This is a genomic window from Flavicella marina (assembly GCF_009193215.1).
Lineage (GTDB): Bacteria > Bacteroidota > Bacteroidia > Flavobacteriales > Flavobacteriaceae > Flavicella > Flavicella marina.
Genome location: NZ_VYVA01000003.1, coordinates 342,252 through 362,196 on the forward strand (window position 1 = coordinate 342,252; position 19,945 = coordinate 362,196).

Here is a 19,945-nt window from a genome sequence, read left to right on the forward strand (position 1 = left end):
AATTAAGAATTTGTTAGTTGTTTTTTTGTATTAGAATTTTTTTGTGAAGATTTTTGAACTGGTTTGTCATCAAATAAGATTCGAACCGAGGGAGTATAAGAATCATCGTATTGCCCAGATTTCACCGCTTTTATAAAGGCTGTAAAAAAAATCAAGGCTACAATAAGGCTGATAGTTATCAGTAAATAAATGATACTCATATTCGGGATTTATATAGATGACAAAAGTATCGTGGGCACCGTTTAGTAAAAATGATAAATATCATGTTTTTACTTTATTTGAAGGTGCTAGTTTTCTTTTGTTAATTTTTTTAACATTTACCCAAATATAGAGAATAATAGTTTCTTTTCAAAGATGTAAATATTTCGTTTGCAATAACTTCAAGTTAAATGAAGAATTTTCAACGCTTGCGATTGTTTAATGGTGTAGAAATGATATTTGTAATCACTGTGACAAATACAACCACAGAAATAGAACTTAATGGCATTAATATCGCCGCAATTACTGGAGATAGTTGCCCGGTAGTTGCAAAATAAAGCCCTACAAAATTGTATAAAAACGAAAGGATAAAGCTAGCTTTTATCGTTGTGATTGCCTTTTTTGAAATTTTTAGAAACAAAGGCATTTTATTCAAAACATCAGCGTCGATAATGGCATCACAGGCAGGTGAAAAAACATTTACATTTTCAGAAACAGCAATACCCACATTACTTTGGGCAAGTGCTCCTGCATCGTTCAGTCCATCTCCAAACATGACAATTTTTTCTTGGTTTAGTTGTTGTTTTTCAATGTATTTTAGTTTGTCATCTGGTTTTTGATTGAAAACAAAACTAGTTTCAGAAGGAAGGTTTCGACTCAAAAATTCTTTTTCTCCTTCGTTATCGCCAGATAAAACTGTTAGTTTATAGTGTTTGCTTAGTTTTTTAAACATTGCGAACATTCCTTTGCGGTAGTTGTTTTTAAAGATGAATTTTCCTTTGTATTGATGGTCAATATTGATGTGCACAGCCGTTTCGTTGACTTTGTCTTGTTGGGGTGCTTTGGCAAAACTAGCAGATCCAATCATAATTTGTTGGTTACCGATTTTTGCTGTAATTCCTTTTCCGATCTCTTCTTTGAAAGAAATTAGTGCTGGTGAGCTAGTTTTGGTTTTTAAAGCCGCGTATAGCGCTCTACTTAGTGGATGATTTGAGTTTCGTAAAACAGCCGTAATGTTGGTCTGTTCTGTTGCTTCTAATTCAGTTCCTACAAAATTTATTTTTTGTTCTTCAGGTGAGGTGATTGTTCCTGTTTTGTCAAAAATAAGCGCATTGATTTGAGCTAAGTTTTCAATGACACTCGCGTTTTTTAGATAGAATTTATGTTTTCCAAAAATTCGTATAACGTTTCCTAATGTGAATGGAGCGGATAAGGCTAAGGCACACGGACATGCAATGATCAATACTGCACTAACCACGTTAACAGCAATTGTTTTATCTATGAAAAACCAATAACCACCTGAGATCATTGCTATTGCAAGAATCGCATAGGTGAAATATTGACTGATACGATCGGTTATATTTTTGAATTGTTCATTTTTGTCTTTGTTGAAGACATCATTGCTCCAAAGTTGAGTGAGATAACTTTGAGAAACTGTCTTTATGGCTTCAATTTCTATAACGCCAGACAGTTGTTTTCCTCCAGCAAATATTTTGTCGCCCGAGTTTTTAACTACAGGGTTGGCTTCACCTGTAACAAAGCTATAGTCTATAAGCGCATTTCCTGAAATCATGATTCCATCAATCGGAATGAGCTCTTGATTTCTTATCAATAAACGATCCCCTTTTTTTACATCATATATTTGAATCGATGTTTCATTGTCGTTTTTGATGCGAGTTACGGCTATTGGAAAATATGAAGTATAGTCTCGTTCGAAAGACAAAAAGCTATAGGTTCTTTGTTGGAAGAACTTTCCGAGAAGTAAGAAGAAAACTAATCCTGTTAAACTATCAAAATAACCTTGTCCTAGATCAAAGAATATTTCAATAACACTTCGAACAAACAATACCAAGATTCCTAATGATATCGGTACATCAATATTTAATATACGATGCTTTAAGCCCTTGTAAGCTGAAGAGAAATAATCTTGGGCAGAGTATAAAAGCACTGGAAGTGCCATGAAGAACATGATCCATCTAAAAAAAATTTTGTATTGATTGAGCCAGTATTCATCGACTTCAAAATATTCTGGAAATGACAAAAACATGATGTTTCCAAAAGCAAAACCCGCCACGCCTAATTTGTAAATAAGGTCTTTGTTCGTTTTTTTATTTTTGTCTTTTTTTGTGTTTTCAAGACTGATGTATGGTTCGTAACCGATAGAGCTTAATAACAGTACAATCTCTTTGAGGGATATGCTATTTTTATCAAATACAATACGTACCGTTTTTTTAGGAAAATTAACCTGTGACGATTGTATTTTCTCATTCAAACGATGCAGGTTCTCTAAAACCCAGATACAAGAGCTACAGTGTATGTGTGGGATGTTTAATGTAATGATACTTGTTGTTTCAGTATCAAATTCAAGTAGTTTTTCGGCAATCGTTTGATTATCGAGGTAATCGTATTTCCCTTGAATGTTTTCAGGGATTTTACCTGGTGACTGTTCGAAATCGTAATAAGAAGTTAGTTCGTTCTCATTTAAGATTTCAAAAACAGTTTTACAACCATTGCAACAAAAGTTTTTCTCATCAAAAAAAACAGCAGTTCGGTCGGTACATTCGGTACCACAGTGATAACAATTTTCTGTTTTATTCATGACTTTTATCGCGATTTATTCGAATTAGAAACTTCTTTTTATTCTAGAAAGAACAACGTATGATTCGTGTTTTTCTGATCAAATATCAGTTTCAAATTTATGACAAAAATCATAAGAATCTCTTTTTACTAGAATGATAATTATCAGTATTAATGATTATCTTTGTTAGAGAAATAATTATTAATATTATGGGCAACTGTCAGCAATGTATTATCAAAGAATTTAATTCACTAAGAGCGCTTTCAAATGAAGAATTGAAATGTGTGTCAAGTCATAAAAATGAGTTGAATTTCAAAAAGGGTGACGTTATTTTCAAAGAAGGAATGATGTTAAATGGTGTTTACTGCATTCGTGAGGGTAAGTGTAAGTTGACAAAATTAAGTCCGAATGGAAAAGAGCAGATTGTAAAGTTTATTAAAAACGGAGATATGTTAGGGTATCGTTCTGTTTTAGGAGAAGAGCCTGTTAATTTATCAGTGGTTGCTTTAGAAGATATGTCGGCTTGCTTTATTCCGAAAAAAGATATTTTCGATTCGATTCAGAAAAACAAAGATTTTTCTAAAGATATGTTTAAAGTAGTGTGTCACGATTTAAAAGATGCAAACGCAACGATTGCTAATATGGCGCAGAAAACGGTTCGAGAGCGTCTGGCAGATACTTTGTTGTTTTTAGATGAGACATTCGGAGAAGACGAATTAGGTAATATCAATATCAAATTATCGCGTGAAGAAATAGCGAATGTTATTGGTACGGCTACGGAGTCTGCAATTCGTTTGTTATCTGATTTGAAGAAAGAAAATATTATTTCTTTGAGTGGGAAAAAAATAAAAATCGAAAACGCAACAGCTTTGAAAAAAATCGGAAATGGATTTTAATTAGATAGATTTAAAATAAAAAAAACCTGCTAATATTAGCAGGTTTTTTTATTTGTGTTCAATTTACAATTATGCAGAATTTCTACTTGCATTGGTGTTACCGAATAAAGATCGAGTAATGATTTTTTCAAAAGTCTCTAATCTTTCTTGGTCAGAAATGCCTTCTTTGTGCATGTTTTGAACTTCTTTTAAAGCATATTGTTGTAATGTTAATAATGGCAATACGATTGAGTCACGACATGCGATAGAAGCTTTTCCGTCAGGATAGTTTTCCATCAATTCTTTGTGACCTGTTAATTTTAGTAACAAACGCTTCGTTAATTCGTATTCATCATGAATCATATTCCAGAAAGGTCCGAACTCTTCATCTTTCGCCATATAAGACGTCAATTCGAAGAACGATTTGCTCAATGACATTACACTGTTTTCTAATAAGGTTTTAAAGAAGTTAGAGTGGTTGTAAAAGTTCTGTACTTTGTCAAACTCTCCTGCATCTTCGTATTTCTTAAGTGCTGTACCTACACCATAGAAACCAGGTACGTTTTGTTTCAATTGAGACCAACTTCCCACAAAAGGAATTGCTCTTAAGTCACCAAAATCTAATTGTGTTGACTTAGATCGTTTCGAAGGTCTTGAACCAATATTTGCTTTACCGTAATACTTTAATGTACTCATACGTTCTAAATAAGGTATGAACATTGGGTGTTCTTTGAAGTCTACGTAAGCTTTGTAACTTGTTTCTGCTAAATCAACCATTACTTCACGGTCGTCATCTTGCATGGCACCGTTTTTAGGATCGTTAAAGATATCATTGATGATACCAGCTCCTAACATTTGTTCCATGTTGTATTGTGAAGAATCTAAGTTACCGAAATTAGAACTAATTGTTTGTCCTTGAATTGTTAATTGGATTTCTTGATTCTCAATATTAGGCCCTAAAGAAGCATAGAATTTAGAAGTTTTTCCACCACCACGTGCAGGAGGTCCTCCACGTCCGTCGAAGAAAATTACTTTAATTCCGAATTCTCTAGAAACTTTACTAAGTTCTTCTTTGGCTTTGTAAATTCCCCAGTTAGCCATTAAATACCCACCATCTTTAGTTCCGTCAGAGAAACCAAGCATGATGTTTTGTTTGTTGTTTCTTTTTTCAACGTGCGCGCGGTATTCAGGGTTGCTGTATAATTGACGCATTACTTGTGGTGCGATTTCTAAATCATCAATTGTTTCGAATAAAGGAGCGATGTCTACATGTAAACCGTCTTCAAAACCAGACAAGTTTAACATAGCAAAAGTTTCCATTACGTTCAAAGCAGTTTGGTTGTTACTAATAATGTAACGATTTGCTCCACGAGAACCATTTTCTTTTTGAATCGTACGAATAGCTTGCATAGAACTTAAGGTTCTTTGCGCCATTTCTTCGCTCAATTCATCTGGATTGATGTATCCTTTTACTTTCGCTAGTACTTCAATTTGTTCGTCTGGAGTTAATTCTAAATAATTCTCAGGGAATATAGTGTCTCCTTTTTCTTGCAATTCTTTTACGATGTTTGTGAAAACATTGTGGTGAACACGACTATCTTGACGGATATCCATTGTTGCAAAATGATACCCAAATATTTTTACTTTATTGATAAATGTGTCAACTTCTTCTAAGAACAAACCATTGTATTGATCTTTGATTGTCTTTTTGATAGTCAACAATTTTTCTAGTAATGCTTCTTGAGAAATTTTGATAGGAGCATCTTCAGAAATACAACTGTCATACAAGCGAACTTCAATATCGTGTATAATGTCGTAAACACCTTCAAAAGACAATCTTCTTTTGATTTCACGAGCATCACGGTAGTAATTTTTTAAGATAGTTTGACGTAACTTTCTAGCAACTTTCAATGTTGTTTCAGTAGTTACAAATGGGTTTCCATCTCTATCTCCACATGGCCAAAATCCTAAATTGATGATTTCATTGTCGATTGATTTCCCATCAAAAATTTGCGTCTGAATATAATCGTAAATTTTACTGATAGAATGGTAAAAAACATTTTCTAAGTACCAAATCAAACTAATAGCTTCGTCATAAGGAGTTGGCTTCGTTTGTGTAAAGAAAGTTGTTTTTCCTAATTGAGAAAGTAATTTTTTTATAAATGGTAAGTCTCCATTTTTGATAGCACCTTGTAAATCTGTTAAGATCGTAAGTACCGTACCAGGGTAAAACTGAGTAGGGTGTGCTGTAAGAACTAAACGCGTTTTAAAATCTTCTAAAAATTTCTGTAAATCTTTTTTAACTCGTTTAGAAGTTGCTTCTTCTTTTATGTTACGTAAGGTACCAATACCATTCATGTTATTGACATCTGCAAAAGCAGAATCTTCAATAGCATCAAACAAAACTACTTGACGCTCGATGTATTGGATGAATTTGAATATTAAACTAATTCTCTCTTCTTCAGAACTCTCAGATTTGTAAGAATTGAAAAATCCTTCAACAATTTCAGTTGGTGTTTTTCCTTCGTTAAAACCTTCAACACAAGTTTCATTGAATAGAGGAAGTAATGTTCCCGTTTTACTTACCTCGTCAAAAGGTAAGGTCATAAAAACACTATTATATACTTGGTATTTGGCGAGAACGTTATTATTAAATCTTGATAATTTCGTGTGTTTCGACATAGTGGAATAATTTTCGTGCAAGATACAAAACGCTGTTTAAAAAATACTTTTTTATCTGATTTTTAAACAAAAATTAATGTTTTGAAAGAAAAAATAACAAGTCGTTAAAAGACAGGGATTATCGTTCAAAAGAATGGATGTTTTTTGGGGTAATACAGTAGTCTAATGCAATGTCGTTTGAAGAGATGTCTTCTATTATGTCTTCGGGTTCGAAAAATGAAAGTCCAATTTTTATGGCATTAGTTTCCGAAAGAAAATTGTCGTAAAACCCTTTACCATATCCAACGCGATTTCCTTGTTTGTCATATGCCAACAAGGGAACAAAAACTACATGTAGTTTGGAAATTGGAACCTCAATACCATCAATTGGTTCAGGGATTCCATATTTGTTCGTCTTCAATCTGGTATTCTCTGTTAACAAGTAGTTGGTTAGTGTGTTGTTTTCAAAATTTGATTTAGAAACGACTATTTCTTTGTTTTTGGCAAATAAGATGTTTAAGAAATGTTCTGTATTGATTTCTTTTTGTTGCTCGATACTAAGAAAAAGATGAAAATATATTTTCTCTTCCGAAAGAATATCTTGTTTTAATTTTAAAAATTGATTGGCAATAGCAATGCTTTGTTCTTCAATAGCAGCATCATTAAGGGATGCTCTTTTTATTTTGTACGCTTTTCGGGCTTCGGTCTTTAACATGCTGTATTTTATAGATTGGCAAATTAAAGAATAATAGGATTTCTTTTCAATAAAAATTTTAATTTCTTCATGTATTAATGGTTATTTTTGTGGGATGACTGAGGCGTTAAAAATCCAACTCAAAACATTACCTAATTCTCCTGGGGTGTACCAATATTACGATAAAGATGATCAGTTGTTGTATATCGGTAAGGCCATCAATTTAAAAAAGCGAGTATCTTCTTATTTCAATAAAACACAAGAAAACGGAAAAACCAGAGTATTGGTTTCTAAAATACGAAGTGTCAAACATATTGTAGTAGCTACTGAGACAGATGCCCTGTTATTAGAGAATAACTTGATAAAAAAATATCAGCCTCGTTATAATGTGATGCTGAAAGACGATAAAACCTATCCTTGGATTTGTATTAAAAAAGAACGTTTTCCAAGAGTGTTTTTAACTCGTAGAGTAATTAAAGATGGTTCAGAATATTTCGGGCCTTATACAAGTGTAAAAACTGCAAAAGTATTGCTTGACTTGATTCAAGAATTGTTTCAATTGCGCAGTTGTAACTTTGATTTGTCCAAAGAAAATGTTGCCACAAAAAAATACAAAGTCTGTTTGGACTACCATATAGGAAACTGCAAAGGACCTTGTGAGGGGTTTCAAACTGAAAAAAATTACGATGAAAATATCAAAGCGATACGCAATATTGTCAAAGGTAATTTTAAATCTTCTTTGGATAAGTTTAAAAAAATGATGCAATTGTTCTCTGAAAATTTAGAATTTGAAGAAGCGCAGAAAATCAAAGAAAAATTAGACTTGCTTGTGAATTATCAAGCAAGATCAACAGTGGTAAATCCAAGTATTAATAACGTTGATGTGTTTTCGATTATCTCAGATGAAAGTTTTGGGTATGTGAATTTTTTTAAGATTGCAAACGGAGCTATCATCCAATCACATACAACAGAGATAAAGAAAAAATTGGACGAATCTGATAAAGAATTATTGGAATTGTCGATTGTAGAAATTCGACAACGATTTAATTCGGTATCAAAAGAGATTTATGTTCCTTTTGAACTTGATTTGGGAAATGACATCAAAGTTACCGTGCCTAAATTAGGAGATAAAAAACGAATTGTTGAATTGTCTCAGCGAAATGCCAAATATTATAGACAAGAACGATTCAAGCAAATAAAAATTGTAGATCCAGATCGTCATGTCAAGCGGATCATGGCACAAATGAAAAAAGATTTGCGACTGTCTGTTGAACCGAGGCATATCGAATGTTTTGATAATTCAAATATTCAAGGAACCAACCCAGTAGCAGCATGTGTTGTTTTTAAAAATGGGAAACCAAGCAAAAAAGATTACCGCCATTTTAATATTAAAACCGTAGAAGGCCCAGATGATTTTGCATCGATGGAAGAGGTGGTTTTTAGGAGGTACAAACGGTTGCTAGAAGAAGATGAACCCTTGCCACAGTTGATCGTTATTGATGGTGGAAAAGGACAATTATCCTCTGCATTGAAAAGTCTCGATGTGTTGGGACTACGAGGGAAAATTGCAATTATCGGTATAGCAAAACGTCTGGAAGAAATTTATTATCCTGGGGATCCAATACCGATGTATCTCGATAAAACTTCAGAAACCTTAAAGATTGTACAGTTCTTAAGAAATGAAGCACATAGGTTTGGAATTACACATCATAGAAATAAAAGAAGTAAAGGGGCAATTCAATCAGAACTAGAGCAGATTCCAGGCATAGGTAAACAAACCGTTGAGATCTTGTTGCAGTATTTTAAAAGTGTAAAAAGAGTAAAAGAAGCTAGTTTGGAAAATTTATCCAATGTAGTGGGGCCAGCAAAAGCTAAAAAAATCTTGGATGAATTATCTTCAAATAAATAAACCTGAGATAAACGCCGAAACTAGAAGTTCATTATCTTTGGGTAAAAGTAAGACTATGAACATAAGACCGTTACTACTTTTTATTATTTTATCGATAAATAGTGTTTTTTCTCAAGAAGCTAAAGACCAACAAGTACCTAAAGTTGGATTGGTGTTGAGTGGAGGTGGAGCAAAGGGATTTGCCCATATCGGTGTGTTAAAAGTGATAGAGCAAACAGGTGTAAAAATCGATTATATTGCAGGAACCAGTATGGGAGCAGTAGTAGGTGGGTTGTATGCTTCTGGCTATTCTTCGAGAGAAATCGACTCTATTATCAACTCCTATAACTTTATGAATCTTCTTCAAGATGTAGTTCCGAGAAGTGAAACCGCTTTTTTTGAAAAAGAACATGGAGAAAAGCATTTGATCAGTTTTCCGATAACAGAAAATAAAAAAATCAATCTGCCAAAAGCTATCGCGAAAGGGCAATCGGTATATAATGAGATGAATGCTCTTTTTGAACATGTGCACACGGTTACAGATTTTAGTGAATTACCAATACCATTCTTTTGTATGGCTACAGATATTGAAACAGGTGAGTCTGTTGTATTTGATAAAGGCCATCTGCCAGAAGCAATTCGAGCAAGTGCCTCTTTACCAACGTTACTAGAGCCTTTTGAAGTTGATGGAAGAACTTATCTAGATGGAGGTGTGATGAATAATTTCCCTGTTGATGAAATGAAAGCGAAAGGTGCAACTATTATAATAGGTGTGGATGTTCAGGGGAAATTAGAAAAAAAAGAAAATATTAAGTCGGTATTAGGAGTCTTGAATCAAATCATAGATTTTCAGATGTATGCCAAAGATGATGAGAAGGTTCAAGAACTAACAGTACATATTAAACCGAATACTAAAGATTTTTCAATGACTACTTTCGATAGATCCGTTGAGATCATCACAGAAGGGGAAATAGCTGCTGATGCACATAGAAAAGTATTAGATAGTATTGCTGTTTTACAACGAAAATTGAAGATTGATCAAAATCCCAAAATAGTAAAAGAACGTAAAAAACGAAAAGTTACCCAGATTTCTATCAACGAATTAAAACATTATTCCGGTGCATATATAAGAGGAAAAATGGATCTCGAATTTGGAGACTCTATTTCTTTTGCTGATTTAAACAAAAAAATAGACCGTTTGTCGACGGGAAATGATTTTCAGATGATTAAGTATAAATTTCATGAAATTAACGATGAAGAGAGTGAACTGGAATTGGATGTTAAAGAGAATAAAATTTTGTCATTTGCAAGGTTAGGGTTGCATTATGATCCTTTGTATAAATCTAGTTTGTTATTGAATTTCACCACAAAACATATGCTGATTAAGAATGATATTTTCTCAGTTGATTTTGTCGTGGGAGATAATATCAGGGCAAATCTTAACTATTTTGTAAATAATGGTATTTATACGAGTTATGGATTAAGTTCTCGGTTTAATACTTTAAATACAAACGTGAAATTTCAAGGAAGTCAAGTCAATCAAATCACAAAAAATTATCTAGACTTTACAAATTTGGCTTACATTCAAACTACTTTCAATAGAAAGTTTGCAGTAGGTTTGGGGTTAGAACATAAGTTGTGGGATGTTTCAACTAGGGCTTTTACAAATGAAAATGGAACTAATGAAAAGTTTTATTTTGAAAAAAGTAATTATTTCAATTCATTAGCCTACATCAAACTAGATTCTTACGATAAAAAGACATTTCCTAAAAATGGGTATTATGTGAATGGAGAAGTAAAATATTATATGGCTTCGACGGATTTTAATAATAACTTTTCTCCGTTTTGTCAGTTGAAGTTAAAACTATCTGCCGTTAAAACGGTGATTAATAAGTTTACATTTCATTTTACAGCTGAAGGAGGGACTACTTTTGAATCAAATACTTCGAATCAATTTTTATATGCCCTTGGAGGGTATGGCGAAAATATGATTAACAATCATATTCCTTTTTTTGGGTATAGATATGAAGACAATGTAAATCATTCTTATTTGAAAGGTATGTTTGAAGTGAGATATGAAATACATAAAAAGCATAATATTGCGTTTATTTCGAACTATGGAAAGACAGATTTAGACATATTTAATGGTGGTCAAGTCTTTCAAGATGTATTATCAGGTTATGCTTTTGTGTATGGTTATGATTCGTTTTTAGGCCCTGTAAAGCTTGTAAGGGACTGGAGTCCAGATGTTAGTGTGTCTAATTGGTATCTGAGTGTTGGACTCTGGTTTTAGCTCCAATGTTAAATTTTAGCTCCAATGTTAAATTAATGTTATGTAATTGTGTTTTTAATGTAAATGTTTTTATATATTTGTTGTATAGAAACAAAGTATTAACAACATCAAAGATATATATTATGAAAAAGTTACTTATGACAGCGTTATTATTTACGTCACTTGTTTTATCAGCTCAAAATGTTGTTGCAACCGAGACTCCAAAGCCAGTATATGAAGTTGAAGATGGATTAGTGAAGGTTACAAACTTTTATGAGACAGGTGAAATAAGAGAACAAGGATTTTACGACGCAGAAAAAAAATTAACTGGCGAATGGGTTCAGTTTGATAAAAACGGAAAGAAAACTATTGTTGCTAATTATTACAAAGGGGCAAAGGTAGGAAAGTGGTTAGTATGGCAAGGAGACAAGCTTTTACAATTAGATTATGAGCAATCAAGGATTGCAAATGTTAGTGAGTGGAAAGACACGAGTACTCTAGCAGATAATTAAGATCGTTGTATTAACTTTTTGTTAGCAAACCAGAACGCATTAAATGTATTGTTTACATTTAATGCGTTTTTTTTATTACCTTTGTTTCGGTAAGATTGATAGAGACAAAGAAGGGGAAAATGAAGAGCAATATGTCTTTAATCTACTTTCTTTTCATTGATTAAATTGTATTTTTGTCAGGTTAATAAATCTAAAAATATCTTCAAATGAGAAAACTTCAAATGGTTGACTTAAAGAGTCAATATGAAAAAATAAAAGAGCAGGTTGATAATGCAGTAATCAATGTATTTGATTCTACGGCTTTTGTAAATGGTCCTGAAGTTAGACAGTTTCAAGAAGACTTAGAGAAATATTTAGATGTAAAACATGTGATTCCTTGTGCAAATGGGACAGATGCCTTACAAATTGCAATGATGGGATTGGGCTTACAACCAGGAGATGAGGTAATCACTACAGATTTTACTTTTGCAGCCACTGTTGAAGTAATAGCATTGTTGAAATTAACACCTGTCTTGGTAGATTGTGATATCAATAATATGAATATTTCGATTGATGCCATCAAAAAAGCCATTACTCCTAAAACCAAAGCTATTGTTCCTGTTCATTTGTTCGGTAGAGCTGTGGATATGGATGCGATTCAAGAGATCGCTGAAGCGCATAATTTATTTGTGATTGAAGATAATGCACAGGCAATTGGAGGGGTGTATTCAGGAAAAAAAGGAAAGCAAAAATTAGGGACTATTGGTGATGTTGGAACAACATCATTCTTTCCATCTAAAAACCTTGGATGTTACGGAGATGGTGGAGCTATTTTTACAAATAACGACGAATTAGCACATACCATTCGAGGAATTGTAAATCATGGTATGTACGAACGTTACCATCACGATGTAGTTGGTGTTAATTCAAGATTAGATAGTGTTCAGGCTGCTGTGTTAAGAATAAAATTACCGCATTTAGACACTTATAACAAAGCACGTCAAAAGGCAGCAATGTATTATTCTAATGCACTTGGTGTGAATGAAAATATTATTGTTCCGGTAATTTGTGACGACTGCGATTGTCATGTATTTCACCAATATGTAATTAGAATTACAAATGAAAAAAGAGATGGTTTGTTAGCACACTTACAAGAAAAACAAATTCCTTGTGCGATTTATTACCCAATTCCTTTGCATCGTCAAAAAGCTTATGTAGACGAAAGATACAATGAAGAGGATTTTGCAATTACCAATCAATTGTCAGATGAAGTTATTGCTTTACCAATGCACACCGAATTAGATTCAGATCAACAAGATTTTATTATAAATACAATACTTAACTATATAAATTAATAACATGGCTAAAATACTTGTCACAGGTGGACTTGGGTTTATCGGATCACACACCGTAGTAGAATTACAAAACAAAGGATATGATGTAGTTATCATTGATGACTTATCAAATACTACAATTGAAGTTTTAGATAATATAACTGCAATTACTGGTATAAAACCTGAGTTTGCTCAAGTTGATTTAAGAATAAAAAGCGATGTAAAAGCTTTTTTTGACAAGTATGAAGTAGATGGGATTATTCATTTCGCTGCATTTAAAGCAGTGGGAGAAAGTATGCACAAACCTTTAGACTATTACGAGAATAATCTGGGATCTTTGGTGTATTTATTGCAAGAAATGAGAGATCGTAAATTGGATAATTTTATATTCTCTTCTTCTTGTACTGTTTATGGACAAGCAGATGAGCTGCCTATTACAGAAAAAGCACCTGTGAAAACAGCAGAATCTGTATATGGTAATACCAAACAAATAGGAGAAGAAATTATCAAAGATGCGAGTTCTGCTCATGGAATCAATACTATTGCATTGCGTTATTTTAACCCAATCGGGGCGCATCCTTCAATCAAAATTGGAGAATTGCCATTAGGTGTACCTCAAAATTTAATTCCGTTTATCACTCAGACTGCAGCTGGTATGCGTGCAGAACTATCTGTTTTTGGAGATGATTATGATACTGTAGACGGAACAGCGGTTAGAGATTATATCCATGTAGTTGATTTGGCAAAAGCACATATTGCAGCCTTGCAGCGTTTGACTAATAAAAATAACAAAGAGTCTTTTGAGTACTTTAATGTTGGTACAGGTAAAGGAAGTTCGGTTTTAGAAATAATCAATGCTTTTGAAAAAGTAAATGATTTAAAATTAAATTATAAAATTGTAGAAAGAAGAGCAGGAGATATTACTGCAGCGTATGCAGATACCACCATTGCCAATAAAGAATTAAATTGGAAGACAGAATTGTCTCTAGAGGATGCATTGAGTTCTGCATGGAAGTGGCAACAAGCTCAGAAATAGTTTTAAAAAGAACTAGAAAAAATAAAAGAGGCTGTTGTAAAAACAGCCTCTTTTTTTTGTGTCGAAGCATTTTTGATGTTTCTGTTTATTTATTGTACATAGACAGTTTTAAATAGTAGAACGATATGCATAGAAAAAAAATAGACAAACGTTCCTTTTGCGGATTGGAGGGTTTTGTTTGAGGTATATTTGTTGTCCGGATTAAATTAAAATAGAAGGATGATGAAAAAAAGTAATGTTTTTGAAAAGTTTTTATTAGGACTTTTGGTTTTTGTAACGGTTTTAATTAGCTGTGCAGGAAGTAATGAAGAAGAGGGGCAAGTAGGTGAAGAAAAAGAAACGGAAGAAGAGAAAGAAGAAGTCGTTGTAATAGATGTAAACGAAGCAGATGAAGCTTACCCTACTTTTGTGTCTTTTGACGATACTACTCCAGAAGGTAAGTCATGGGTCAAAGTTGCTAATTTGTCTGATGAATTTAATGACGGATTCAATTCAGCTAAATGGATCAAAACAAATTGGAATTACGGAGGTACTCCGGTCAATATGGTCAATAAAAACTCTGGGGTGTCTGATGGTAATTTATGGATCAAGGCAACATTAGATGCTACAAGTGAAACGCAATGGTTTGAGACCTCTCGTGTTAGATCTATCGCCAAAATAAAATTCCCAATGTATACTGAATGTCGTATCAAAACAGCACATATATCAGCGTTTAATACTTTTTGGTTGAATAATGGAGATATCAACAATCGAGACGAAATAGATATTATTGAAAACAACTCGAAACCATCTGGACAAGCAACACCAAGTTTTAATTTAGATGAGTATCCATGGCAAATGAATTCTCAATATTTTATTGTTAAAAACGGCGTGACTGAAAGAGCAAAAGGAAATTCGAGTAACAAAAATTTATCAGATGGAAATACCTTGAAAGGTGTAAGATGGAACGAAGCATATCATGTAGTCGGTGCTTGGTGGAAAGATGCGCATACGGTTCAGTTTTATTTGGATGGAGAACCTTCTGGTAATGTTACAACTGTACAGGCCTTTACATTAGAGCAACATTTAATTTGGGATTTGTGGACTCAAGACTCTCCTTGGGTGGGTGGATTGGCAGTTAAAAATGATTTGCTAGATGAAAGTATCAATACAATGAAAATTGATTGGGTTCGAACCTGGAAATTAGAATAATTCGAAATAGTATAACACTTTCTTAATCATAAGAAAGTGTTTTTTTTAACTCAAATTTATTATGATAATCCTTTATCTTTGGTGAAAACCAAACCACATGTCTAAATCTTTACCGTTTTCATTTTTATTAATTTTATTTTTGATAGGGTGCAAAAAGGAAGAACAAAAATCATATAAGTTTACCAATAGTTTAATCAAAGAAACGAGTCCGTATTTATTGCAACATGCACATAACCCGGTGAATTGGTATGCTTGGAATGAAGAAACCTTAGAGAAAGCAAAGAAAGATAATAAATTATTGCTTATCTCAGTCGGTTATGCAGCTTGTCACTGGTGTCATGTGATGGAACATGAAAGTTTTGAAGATGAAACTGTTGCAAAATTGATGAATACCCATTTTATCAATATAAAAATTGATAGAGAAGAGAGACCAGACATCGATCAAGTGTATATGAATGCCGTTCAATTGATGACTGGAAGTGGTGGTTGGCCATTAAATTGTGTTGCGTTGCCAGATGGAAAACCTTTTTGGGGAGGCACTTATTTTACAAAAGATGATTGGATGAATACTTTGACTCAAATTATTGAAGTATACCAAAATAATCCTGAGAAAATAGTTGAATATGCCGCAAAACTTACCGAAGGTATCAAACAATCTGAATTGTTAGAATTCAATAGTTCACAACCCGTATTCTCAAATGATACTATCAAAAAAGCCATTGCAAAATGGAGTACTCGTTTCGATCGAGATTTAGGAGGCATGATGGGGGCTCCAAAATTTCCGATGCCTAATAACTATAACTTCTTAATGAGATTTGCTAAACAAAGTAATGACTTAGCTTTGGAGAAATATGTTTTTAAGACGTTGGATAAAATGGCTTTAGGTGGGTTGTTTGACCATGTAAATGGCGGGTTTTCAAGATATTCTACTGATGAAAAATGGCATATTCCACACTTTGAAAAAATGCTGTACGACAATGCACAACTCGTAAGTTTATACAGTGATGCCTATTTAATTACCAAAAACGACCTTTATAAAGATGCTGTTCAGAAAACATTGAAGTTTATCTCTAGAGAATTGACCAGTAGAGAAGGAGCATTTTATTCATCGCTTGACGCAGATAGTAAGAATGAAAACGACGAATTAGAAGAAGGTGCCTATTATATTTGGAAAGAGGATGAGTTAAGAAATTTGATTCATATCGATTTTGACTTGTTTGCAAAATATTACAACATCAATTCATATGGTTTATGGGAAAACAATAGTTATCATTTGATTCGAAAGGAGTCTGCTAAAGAATTTGCGGTAAATAACAATATTTCTCTTGCTGAACTTTCTTTAAAAGTAGAAAAGTGGAATAAAATTTTATCTAAAGCGAGGGAAGAAAAAACACGTCCAAGATTAGACGATAAGACGCTGACTTCTTGGAATGCATTGATGTTGAAGGGCTATATTGATGCGTATCGCGTATTTGGCAAAGAAGAGTACTTAGCCTGTGCAATAAGAAATGCTGAGTTCATAGAAGAAAACCAATTTTTTGAAAAGAAACGACTGAATCATAATTACAAAAATGGGGTAAGTAATATCAATGGTTATTTAGAAGATTATGCCACAGTAATTGATGCATTTATATCTTTGTATGAAGTGACTTTGGATCAAAAATGGTTGTTTCATTCAAAAGCGTTGGCGGATTATTGTTACCAGCATTTTTATGATCCAGATTCAAAAATGTTCTTTTTTACCTCAGATTTGGATACCGAACTAATTACCAGAAAAATGGAGATTACAGACAATGTAATTCCGGCTTCAAATTCAATGATGGCCAAAAACCTTTTTAAATTAAGCCATTATTACCACAACAATACCTATCGAAAAACAAGCGAACAAATGTTGCATAATGTTTCTAGTCAGTTTTCTGAATACCCTTCAGGTTATTCTAATTGGCTGGATTTGTATTTGAATTTTGCAGAAAATTTTTATGAAGTTGCGGTTGTAGGTGATCGCGCTTTAGATAAAATTTCAGAAATCAATCAAACATACCTTCCGAATAAATTAATAGCAGGAAGTGTTGCTGAAAATGCCATGCCTCTTCTTCAAAATCGTTATGTAAAAAACAATACACTGATTTATGTGTGTGTTGATGGAGCGTGTAATTTACCTACGGATGAGGTTCTTGTTGCCTTGAAACAAATGAAATAATTCAACAAAAAAATCCTTTCTATTTAGAAAGGATTTTTTTGTTGAATGTCTGTCTGTACATTATGCTTCTGCACTACTTCTAGCTACAGAACGGTCTATTTTAGCAAACAAACCTTGTAATACTTTACCAGGTCCTACTTCGATAACTTCAGTTGCACCATCAGCAATCATTGCTTGAGCACATTGTGTCCACTTTACAGCTCCTGTTAATTGAGCAATCAAGTTCTCTTTTATCTCAGATGGATTTGTTACCGCTTTGGCAACAACATTTTGATATACAGGGCATGAAGGTTCGTTAAATTGAGTCGCTTCAATAGCAGCAGCAAGTTCTTCTCTTGCAGGAGCCATTAATGGTGAGTGAAACGCACCACCAACAGGTAATAATAAAGCTCTTCTAGCTCCTTTTTCTGTGGCTAATTCACAAGCAGCTTTTACGGCATCTAATTCACCAGAAATAACCAATTGTCCTGGGCAATTGTAGTTAGCAGCAACAACATCACCTTCTACAGCTGCACAAATTTCTTCTACAGCGGCATCCTCTAGTCCTAACACGGCTGCCATAGTTCCGGCTTGTAATTCACATGCTTTTTGCATCGCATCAGCACGTTTAGCAACTAGTTTCAAACCGTCTTCAAAAGAAAGTGTTCCATTGGCAACCAATGCAGATAGTTCACCTAAAGAATGACCAGCTACCATGTCTGGTGTAAAGTTGTCACCTAAAACTTTTGCTAAAATTACAGAATGTAAAAAGATAGCAGGTTGCGTTACGTTTGTTTGTTTTAAATCTTCAGCAGTTCCTTCAAACATAATTTTAGTGATATCGAATCCTAAAATTTCATTTGCTTGTTGGAATAATTTTTTTGCCAACTCAGAATTTTCGTACAAATCTTGTCCCATTCCAGAGAACTGAGCTCCTTGTCCAGGAAAAACATATGCTTTCATAAATGTTAATTTCAAATTTGATAGCAAAAATACACATTGTTTGTCAAAAACAATATTTGTTAGACTACAATCTGTGTTTCTTTGAAAGCTTATAGCTTAGATGTTTTGTTTATATTCGTAATTATGAACGAAAAAGACAAGCATCTTGCATCCTCCATTTATATGGTTTTGGCAACTTTATTTATCACATCGTTAGTGGTTTCAAATTTAATTTTTCAGAAGTTTTTTTATTGGAATCCGTTTGGGTGGTTTCAATTTGAAGTTTCTGTTGGAATATTACCTTATCCAATTACTTTTTTAATTACTGATATTATTTCTGAAATTTATGGAAAGAAAAAGGCAAATCAAGTTGTTGTTACGGGTATTTTTGCATCGTTCTTTTCAGTACTTATTGTATTGATCGCAAATTATTCTCCTGCTACAGAATGGTCACCGGTAAACGATGGTTTGTTTACAAAAGTTTTTGGGTTGTCACCTGTGGCTGTAATGGCTTCAATGATGGCCTATCTTTTTGCACAGTTTATCGATATAAAAATTTTCCACTTTTGGAAAGAAAAAACGAATGGGAACCATTTATGGATGCGAAATAATTTTTCTACCTTCAGTTCTCAATTTATTGATACGTTTACCGTAGTCTTACTATTGACTTTATTTGATGTGTTGTCTTGGGATGTTTTCGGTAGTTTGTTGTTAAGTGGTTTTTTGTTTAAAGTAATTGTTGCTGCATTCGATACTCCTTTGTTATATCTGGCGGTTTATTTCTTTAGAAAGAGATTTGGTTTGGCAAAAGGAGAAGAAATAAAAGAGTTTTTGTAATGTAACCACAACTTCTGCTACTAAGAAAAAAAATTAAATCTAAAATTTATGAAATTTAAAAGTATTGTTGTTGCGTTGATGTTTGTTGCCACTTCGTCATTTTCGCAAGTTGAAACTTTTGACAGTTTGTTAAAAAAGTATGTCACTTCTGATGGAGTTGTTGATTATAAAGGAATTTTGAGTGAAAAGGAATCATTGACAAGCTATATTAACTATTTGAAAAACACGAAGCCTGAAAAAACTTGGTCTGCTAATAAGACGAAGGCTTTTTGGATCAATGCATACAATGCTTATACAATCAATTTAATTCTTGAAAACTATCCTATTTCGAGTATTATGAAAATAAAAAATGGAAAAGCATGGGATGTAAAAATGGCTGAAGTCGGTGGTGTTACATATACATTAAATGAAATAGAGCATGAGCAGTTACGAGCTGTTTACAAAGATCCTAGAATTCATGTAGGTGTAAATTGTGCCTCATTTTCTTGTCCTCCATTGGCAAACTTCGCCTTTACAGAAACTAATGTAGAAAGTGAGCTAGAGCAGTTGATGAAAAGATTTGTAAATGATCCGAAAAGAAATGTCTTGACACCGAAAAAAGTATCACTTTCTAAAATTTTCGAATGGTATCAAGGAGATTTTGCTACAGAGGGTAAACTTATTGATTATATAAAAAAATATGCTACGATTGAGTTAGCGAAACAAACAAAAGTTCGTTATTTAGAGTACAACTGGAATTTAAACGAATAATTTACCTCAAAGAAAGAAT

15 protein-coding genes are annotated in these 19,945 nt (G+C 33.2%); 10 read left to right on the forward strand and 5 right to left on the reverse strand.

Annotation, left to right across the window (positions count from 1 at the left end):
• Positions 1-2: 2 nt before the first annotated feature.
• Positions 3-200 carry a cbb3-type cytochrome oxidase assembly protein CcoS gene (ccoS, locus tag F6P99_RS08490; RefSeq protein WP_152287039.1) on the reverse strand — a complete coding sequence of 66 codons (198 nt, stop codon included), beginning with the start codon at positions 198-200 and terminating at the stop codon, positions 3-5.
• 200 nt (positions 201-400) lie between these two features.
• Entirely contained in the window at positions 401-2,797 is a 2,397-nt protein-coding gene (locus F6P99_RS08495) for a heavy metal translocating P-type ATPase (RefSeq protein ID WP_152287040.1), read from the reverse strand.
• Between the two features lie 188 nt (positions 2,798-2,985).
• On the opposite strand from F6P99_RS08495, the gene F6P99_RS08500 reads away from it, so the two are divergent.
• Entirely contained in the window at positions 2,986-3,672 is a 687-nt protein-coding gene (locus F6P99_RS08500) for a Crp/Fnr family transcriptional regulator (protein WP_152287041.1), read from the forward strand.
• Positions 3,673-3,741: 69 nt separating this feature from the next.
• On the opposite strand, the gene F6P99_RS08505 is transcribed toward F6P99_RS08500, so the two are convergent.
• Positions 3,742-6,333 carry a phosphoenolpyruvate carboxylase gene (locus tag F6P99_RS08505; RefSeq protein ID WP_152287042.1) on the reverse strand — a complete coding sequence of 864 codons (2,592 nt, stop codon included), beginning with the start codon at positions 6,331-6,333 and terminating at the stop codon, positions 3,742-3,744.
• 118 nt (positions 6,334-6,451) lie between these two features.
• Positions 6,452-7,027, reverse strand: a complete 576-nt coding sequence (locus tag F6P99_RS08510) for a 5-formyltetrahydrofolate cyclo-ligase (RefSeq protein ID WP_152287043.1) — start codon at positions 7,025-7,027, stop codon at positions 6,452-6,454.
• A gap of 94 nt (positions 7,028-7,121) precedes the next feature.
• Here F6P99_RS08510 and uvrC point away from each other — a divergent pair, with 94 nt between their 5' ends.
• The 7 genes from uvrC to F6P99_RS08545 all read left to right on the forward strand — a co-directional run bounded on the left by uvrC (position 7,122) and on the right by F6P99_RS08545 (position 17,418).
• Positions 7,122-8,915: an excinuclease ABC subunit UvrC gene (gene uvrC / locus F6P99_RS08515; protein WP_152287044.1), complete on the forward strand. Its 1,794-nt coding sequence runs from the start codon at positions 7,122-7,124 to the stop codon at positions 8,913-8,915.
• Entirely contained in the window at positions 8,893-11,187 is a 2,295-nt protein-coding gene (locus F6P99_RS08520; protein ID WP_152287045.1) for a patatin-like phospholipase family protein, read from the forward strand. Before uvrC ends, F6P99_RS08520 begins: the two co-directional genes overlap by 23 nt.
• Before the next feature lie 122 nt (positions 11,188-11,309).
• Positions 11,310-11,678 carry a toxin-antitoxin system YwqK family antitoxin gene (locus tag F6P99_RS08525; RefSeq protein ID WP_152287046.1) on the forward strand — a complete coding sequence of 123 codons (369 nt, stop codon included), beginning with the start codon at positions 11,310-11,312 and terminating at the stop codon, positions 11,676-11,678.
• 206 nt (positions 11,679-11,884) lie between these two features.
• Positions 11,885-13,012, forward strand: a complete 1,128-nt coding sequence (locus tag F6P99_RS08530; RefSeq protein ID WP_152287047.1) for a DegT/DnrJ/EryC1/StrS family aminotransferase — start codon at positions 11,885-11,887, stop codon at positions 13,010-13,012.
• Between the two features lie 4 nt (positions 13,013-13,016).
• Positions 13,017-14,027, forward strand: coding sequence for a UDP-glucose 4-epimerase GalE (gene galE / locus F6P99_RS08535; protein ID WP_152287048.1), 1,011 nt, complete (start codon positions 13,017-13,019; stop codon positions 14,025-14,027).
• Between the two features lie 219 nt (positions 14,028-14,246).
• Positions 14,247-15,218, forward strand: a complete 972-nt coding sequence (locus tag F6P99_RS08540) for a LamG domain-containing protein (protein WP_152287049.1) — start codon at positions 14,247-14,249, stop codon at positions 15,216-15,218.
• Positions 15,219-15,315: 97 nt separating this feature from the next.
• Positions 15,316-17,418: a thioredoxin domain-containing protein gene (locus tag F6P99_RS08545; RefSeq protein WP_152287050.1), complete on the forward strand. Its 2,103-nt coding sequence runs from the start codon at positions 15,316-15,318 to the stop codon at positions 17,416-17,418.
• A 60-nt stretch (positions 17,419-17,478) separates the two neighbouring features.
• On the opposite strand, the gene fabD is transcribed toward F6P99_RS08545, so the two are convergent.
• Positions 17,479-18,360, reverse strand: coding sequence for an ACP S-malonyltransferase (fabD, locus tag F6P99_RS08550; protein WP_152287051.1), 882 nt, complete (start codon positions 18,358-18,360; stop codon positions 17,479-17,481).
• Positions 18,361-18,483: 123 nt separating this feature from the next.
• Here fabD and F6P99_RS08555 point away from each other — a divergent pair, with 123 nt between their 5' ends.
• Together F6P99_RS08555 and F6P99_RS08560 are read left to right on the forward strand one after the other, a co-directional pair.
• Positions 18,484-19,176, forward strand: a complete 693-nt coding sequence (locus F6P99_RS08555; RefSeq protein WP_152287052.1) for a queuosine precursor transporter — start codon at positions 18,484-18,486, stop codon at positions 19,174-19,176.
• Positions 19,177-19,224: 48 nt separating this feature from the next.
• Complete coding sequence (locus tag F6P99_RS08560) at positions 19,225-19,926, forward strand: DUF547 domain-containing protein (protein WP_152287053.1); 702 nt, start codon at positions 19,225-19,227, stop codon at positions 19,924-19,926.
• The last annotated feature ends 19 nt before the right edge of the window (positions 19,927-19,945 follow it).

Coding starts and splice junctions, on each gene's coding strand:
- F6P99_RS08540 (WP_152287049.1), top strand. CDS start 14,247: ATGATGAAAAAAAGTAATGTTTTTGAAAAGTTTTTATTAGGACTTTTG.
- F6P99_RS08530 (WP_152287047.1), top strand. CDS start 11,885: ATGAGAAAACTTCAAATGGTTGACTTAAAGAGTCAATATGAAAAAATA.
- galE (WP_152287048.1), top strand. CDS start 13,017: ATGGCTAAAATACTTGTCACAGGTGGACTTGGGTTTATCGGATCACAC.
- F6P99_RS08525 (WP_152287046.1), top strand. CDS start 11,310: ATGAAAAAGTTACTTATGACAGCGTTATTATTTACGTCACTTGTTTTA.
- F6P99_RS08555 (WP_152287052.1), top strand. CDS start 18,484: ATGAACGAAAAAGACAAGCATCTTGCATCCTCCATTTATATGGTTTTG.
- F6P99_RS08520 (WP_152287045.1), top strand. CDS start 8,893: ATGAATTATCTTCAAATAAATAAACCTGAGATAAACGCCGAAACTAGA.
- fabD (WP_152287051.1), bottom strand. CDS start 18,360: ATGAAAGCATATGTTTTTCCTGGACAAGGAGCTCAGTTCTCTGGAATG.
- ccoS (WP_152287039.1), bottom strand. CDS start 200: ATGAGTATCATTTATTTACTGATAACTATCAGCCTTATTGTAGCCTTG.
- F6P99_RS08510 (WP_152287043.1), bottom strand. CDS start 7,027: ATGTTAAAGACCGAAGCCCGAAAAGCGTACAAAATAAAAAGAGCATCC.
- F6P99_RS08495 (WP_152287040.1), bottom strand. CDS start 2,797: ATGAATAAAACAGAAAATTGTTATCACTGTGGTACCGAATGTACCGAC.
- F6P99_RS08505 (WP_152287042.1), bottom strand. CDS start 6,333: ATGTCGAAACACACGAAATTATCAAGATTTAATAATAACGTTCTCGCC.
- F6P99_RS08500 (WP_152287041.1), top strand. CDS start 2,986: ATGGGCAACTGTCAGCAATGTATTATCAAAGAATTTAATTCACTAAGA.
- F6P99_RS08560 (WP_152287053.1), top strand. CDS start 19,225: ATGAAATTTAAAAGTATTGTTGTTGCGTTGATGTTTGTTGCCACTTCG.
- uvrC (WP_152287044.1), top strand. CDS start 7,122: ATGACTGAGGCGTTAAAAATCCAACTCAAAACATTACCTAATTCTCCT.
- F6P99_RS08545 (WP_152287050.1), top strand. CDS start 15,316: ATGTCTAAATCTTTACCGTTTTCATTTTTATTAATTTTATTTTTGATA.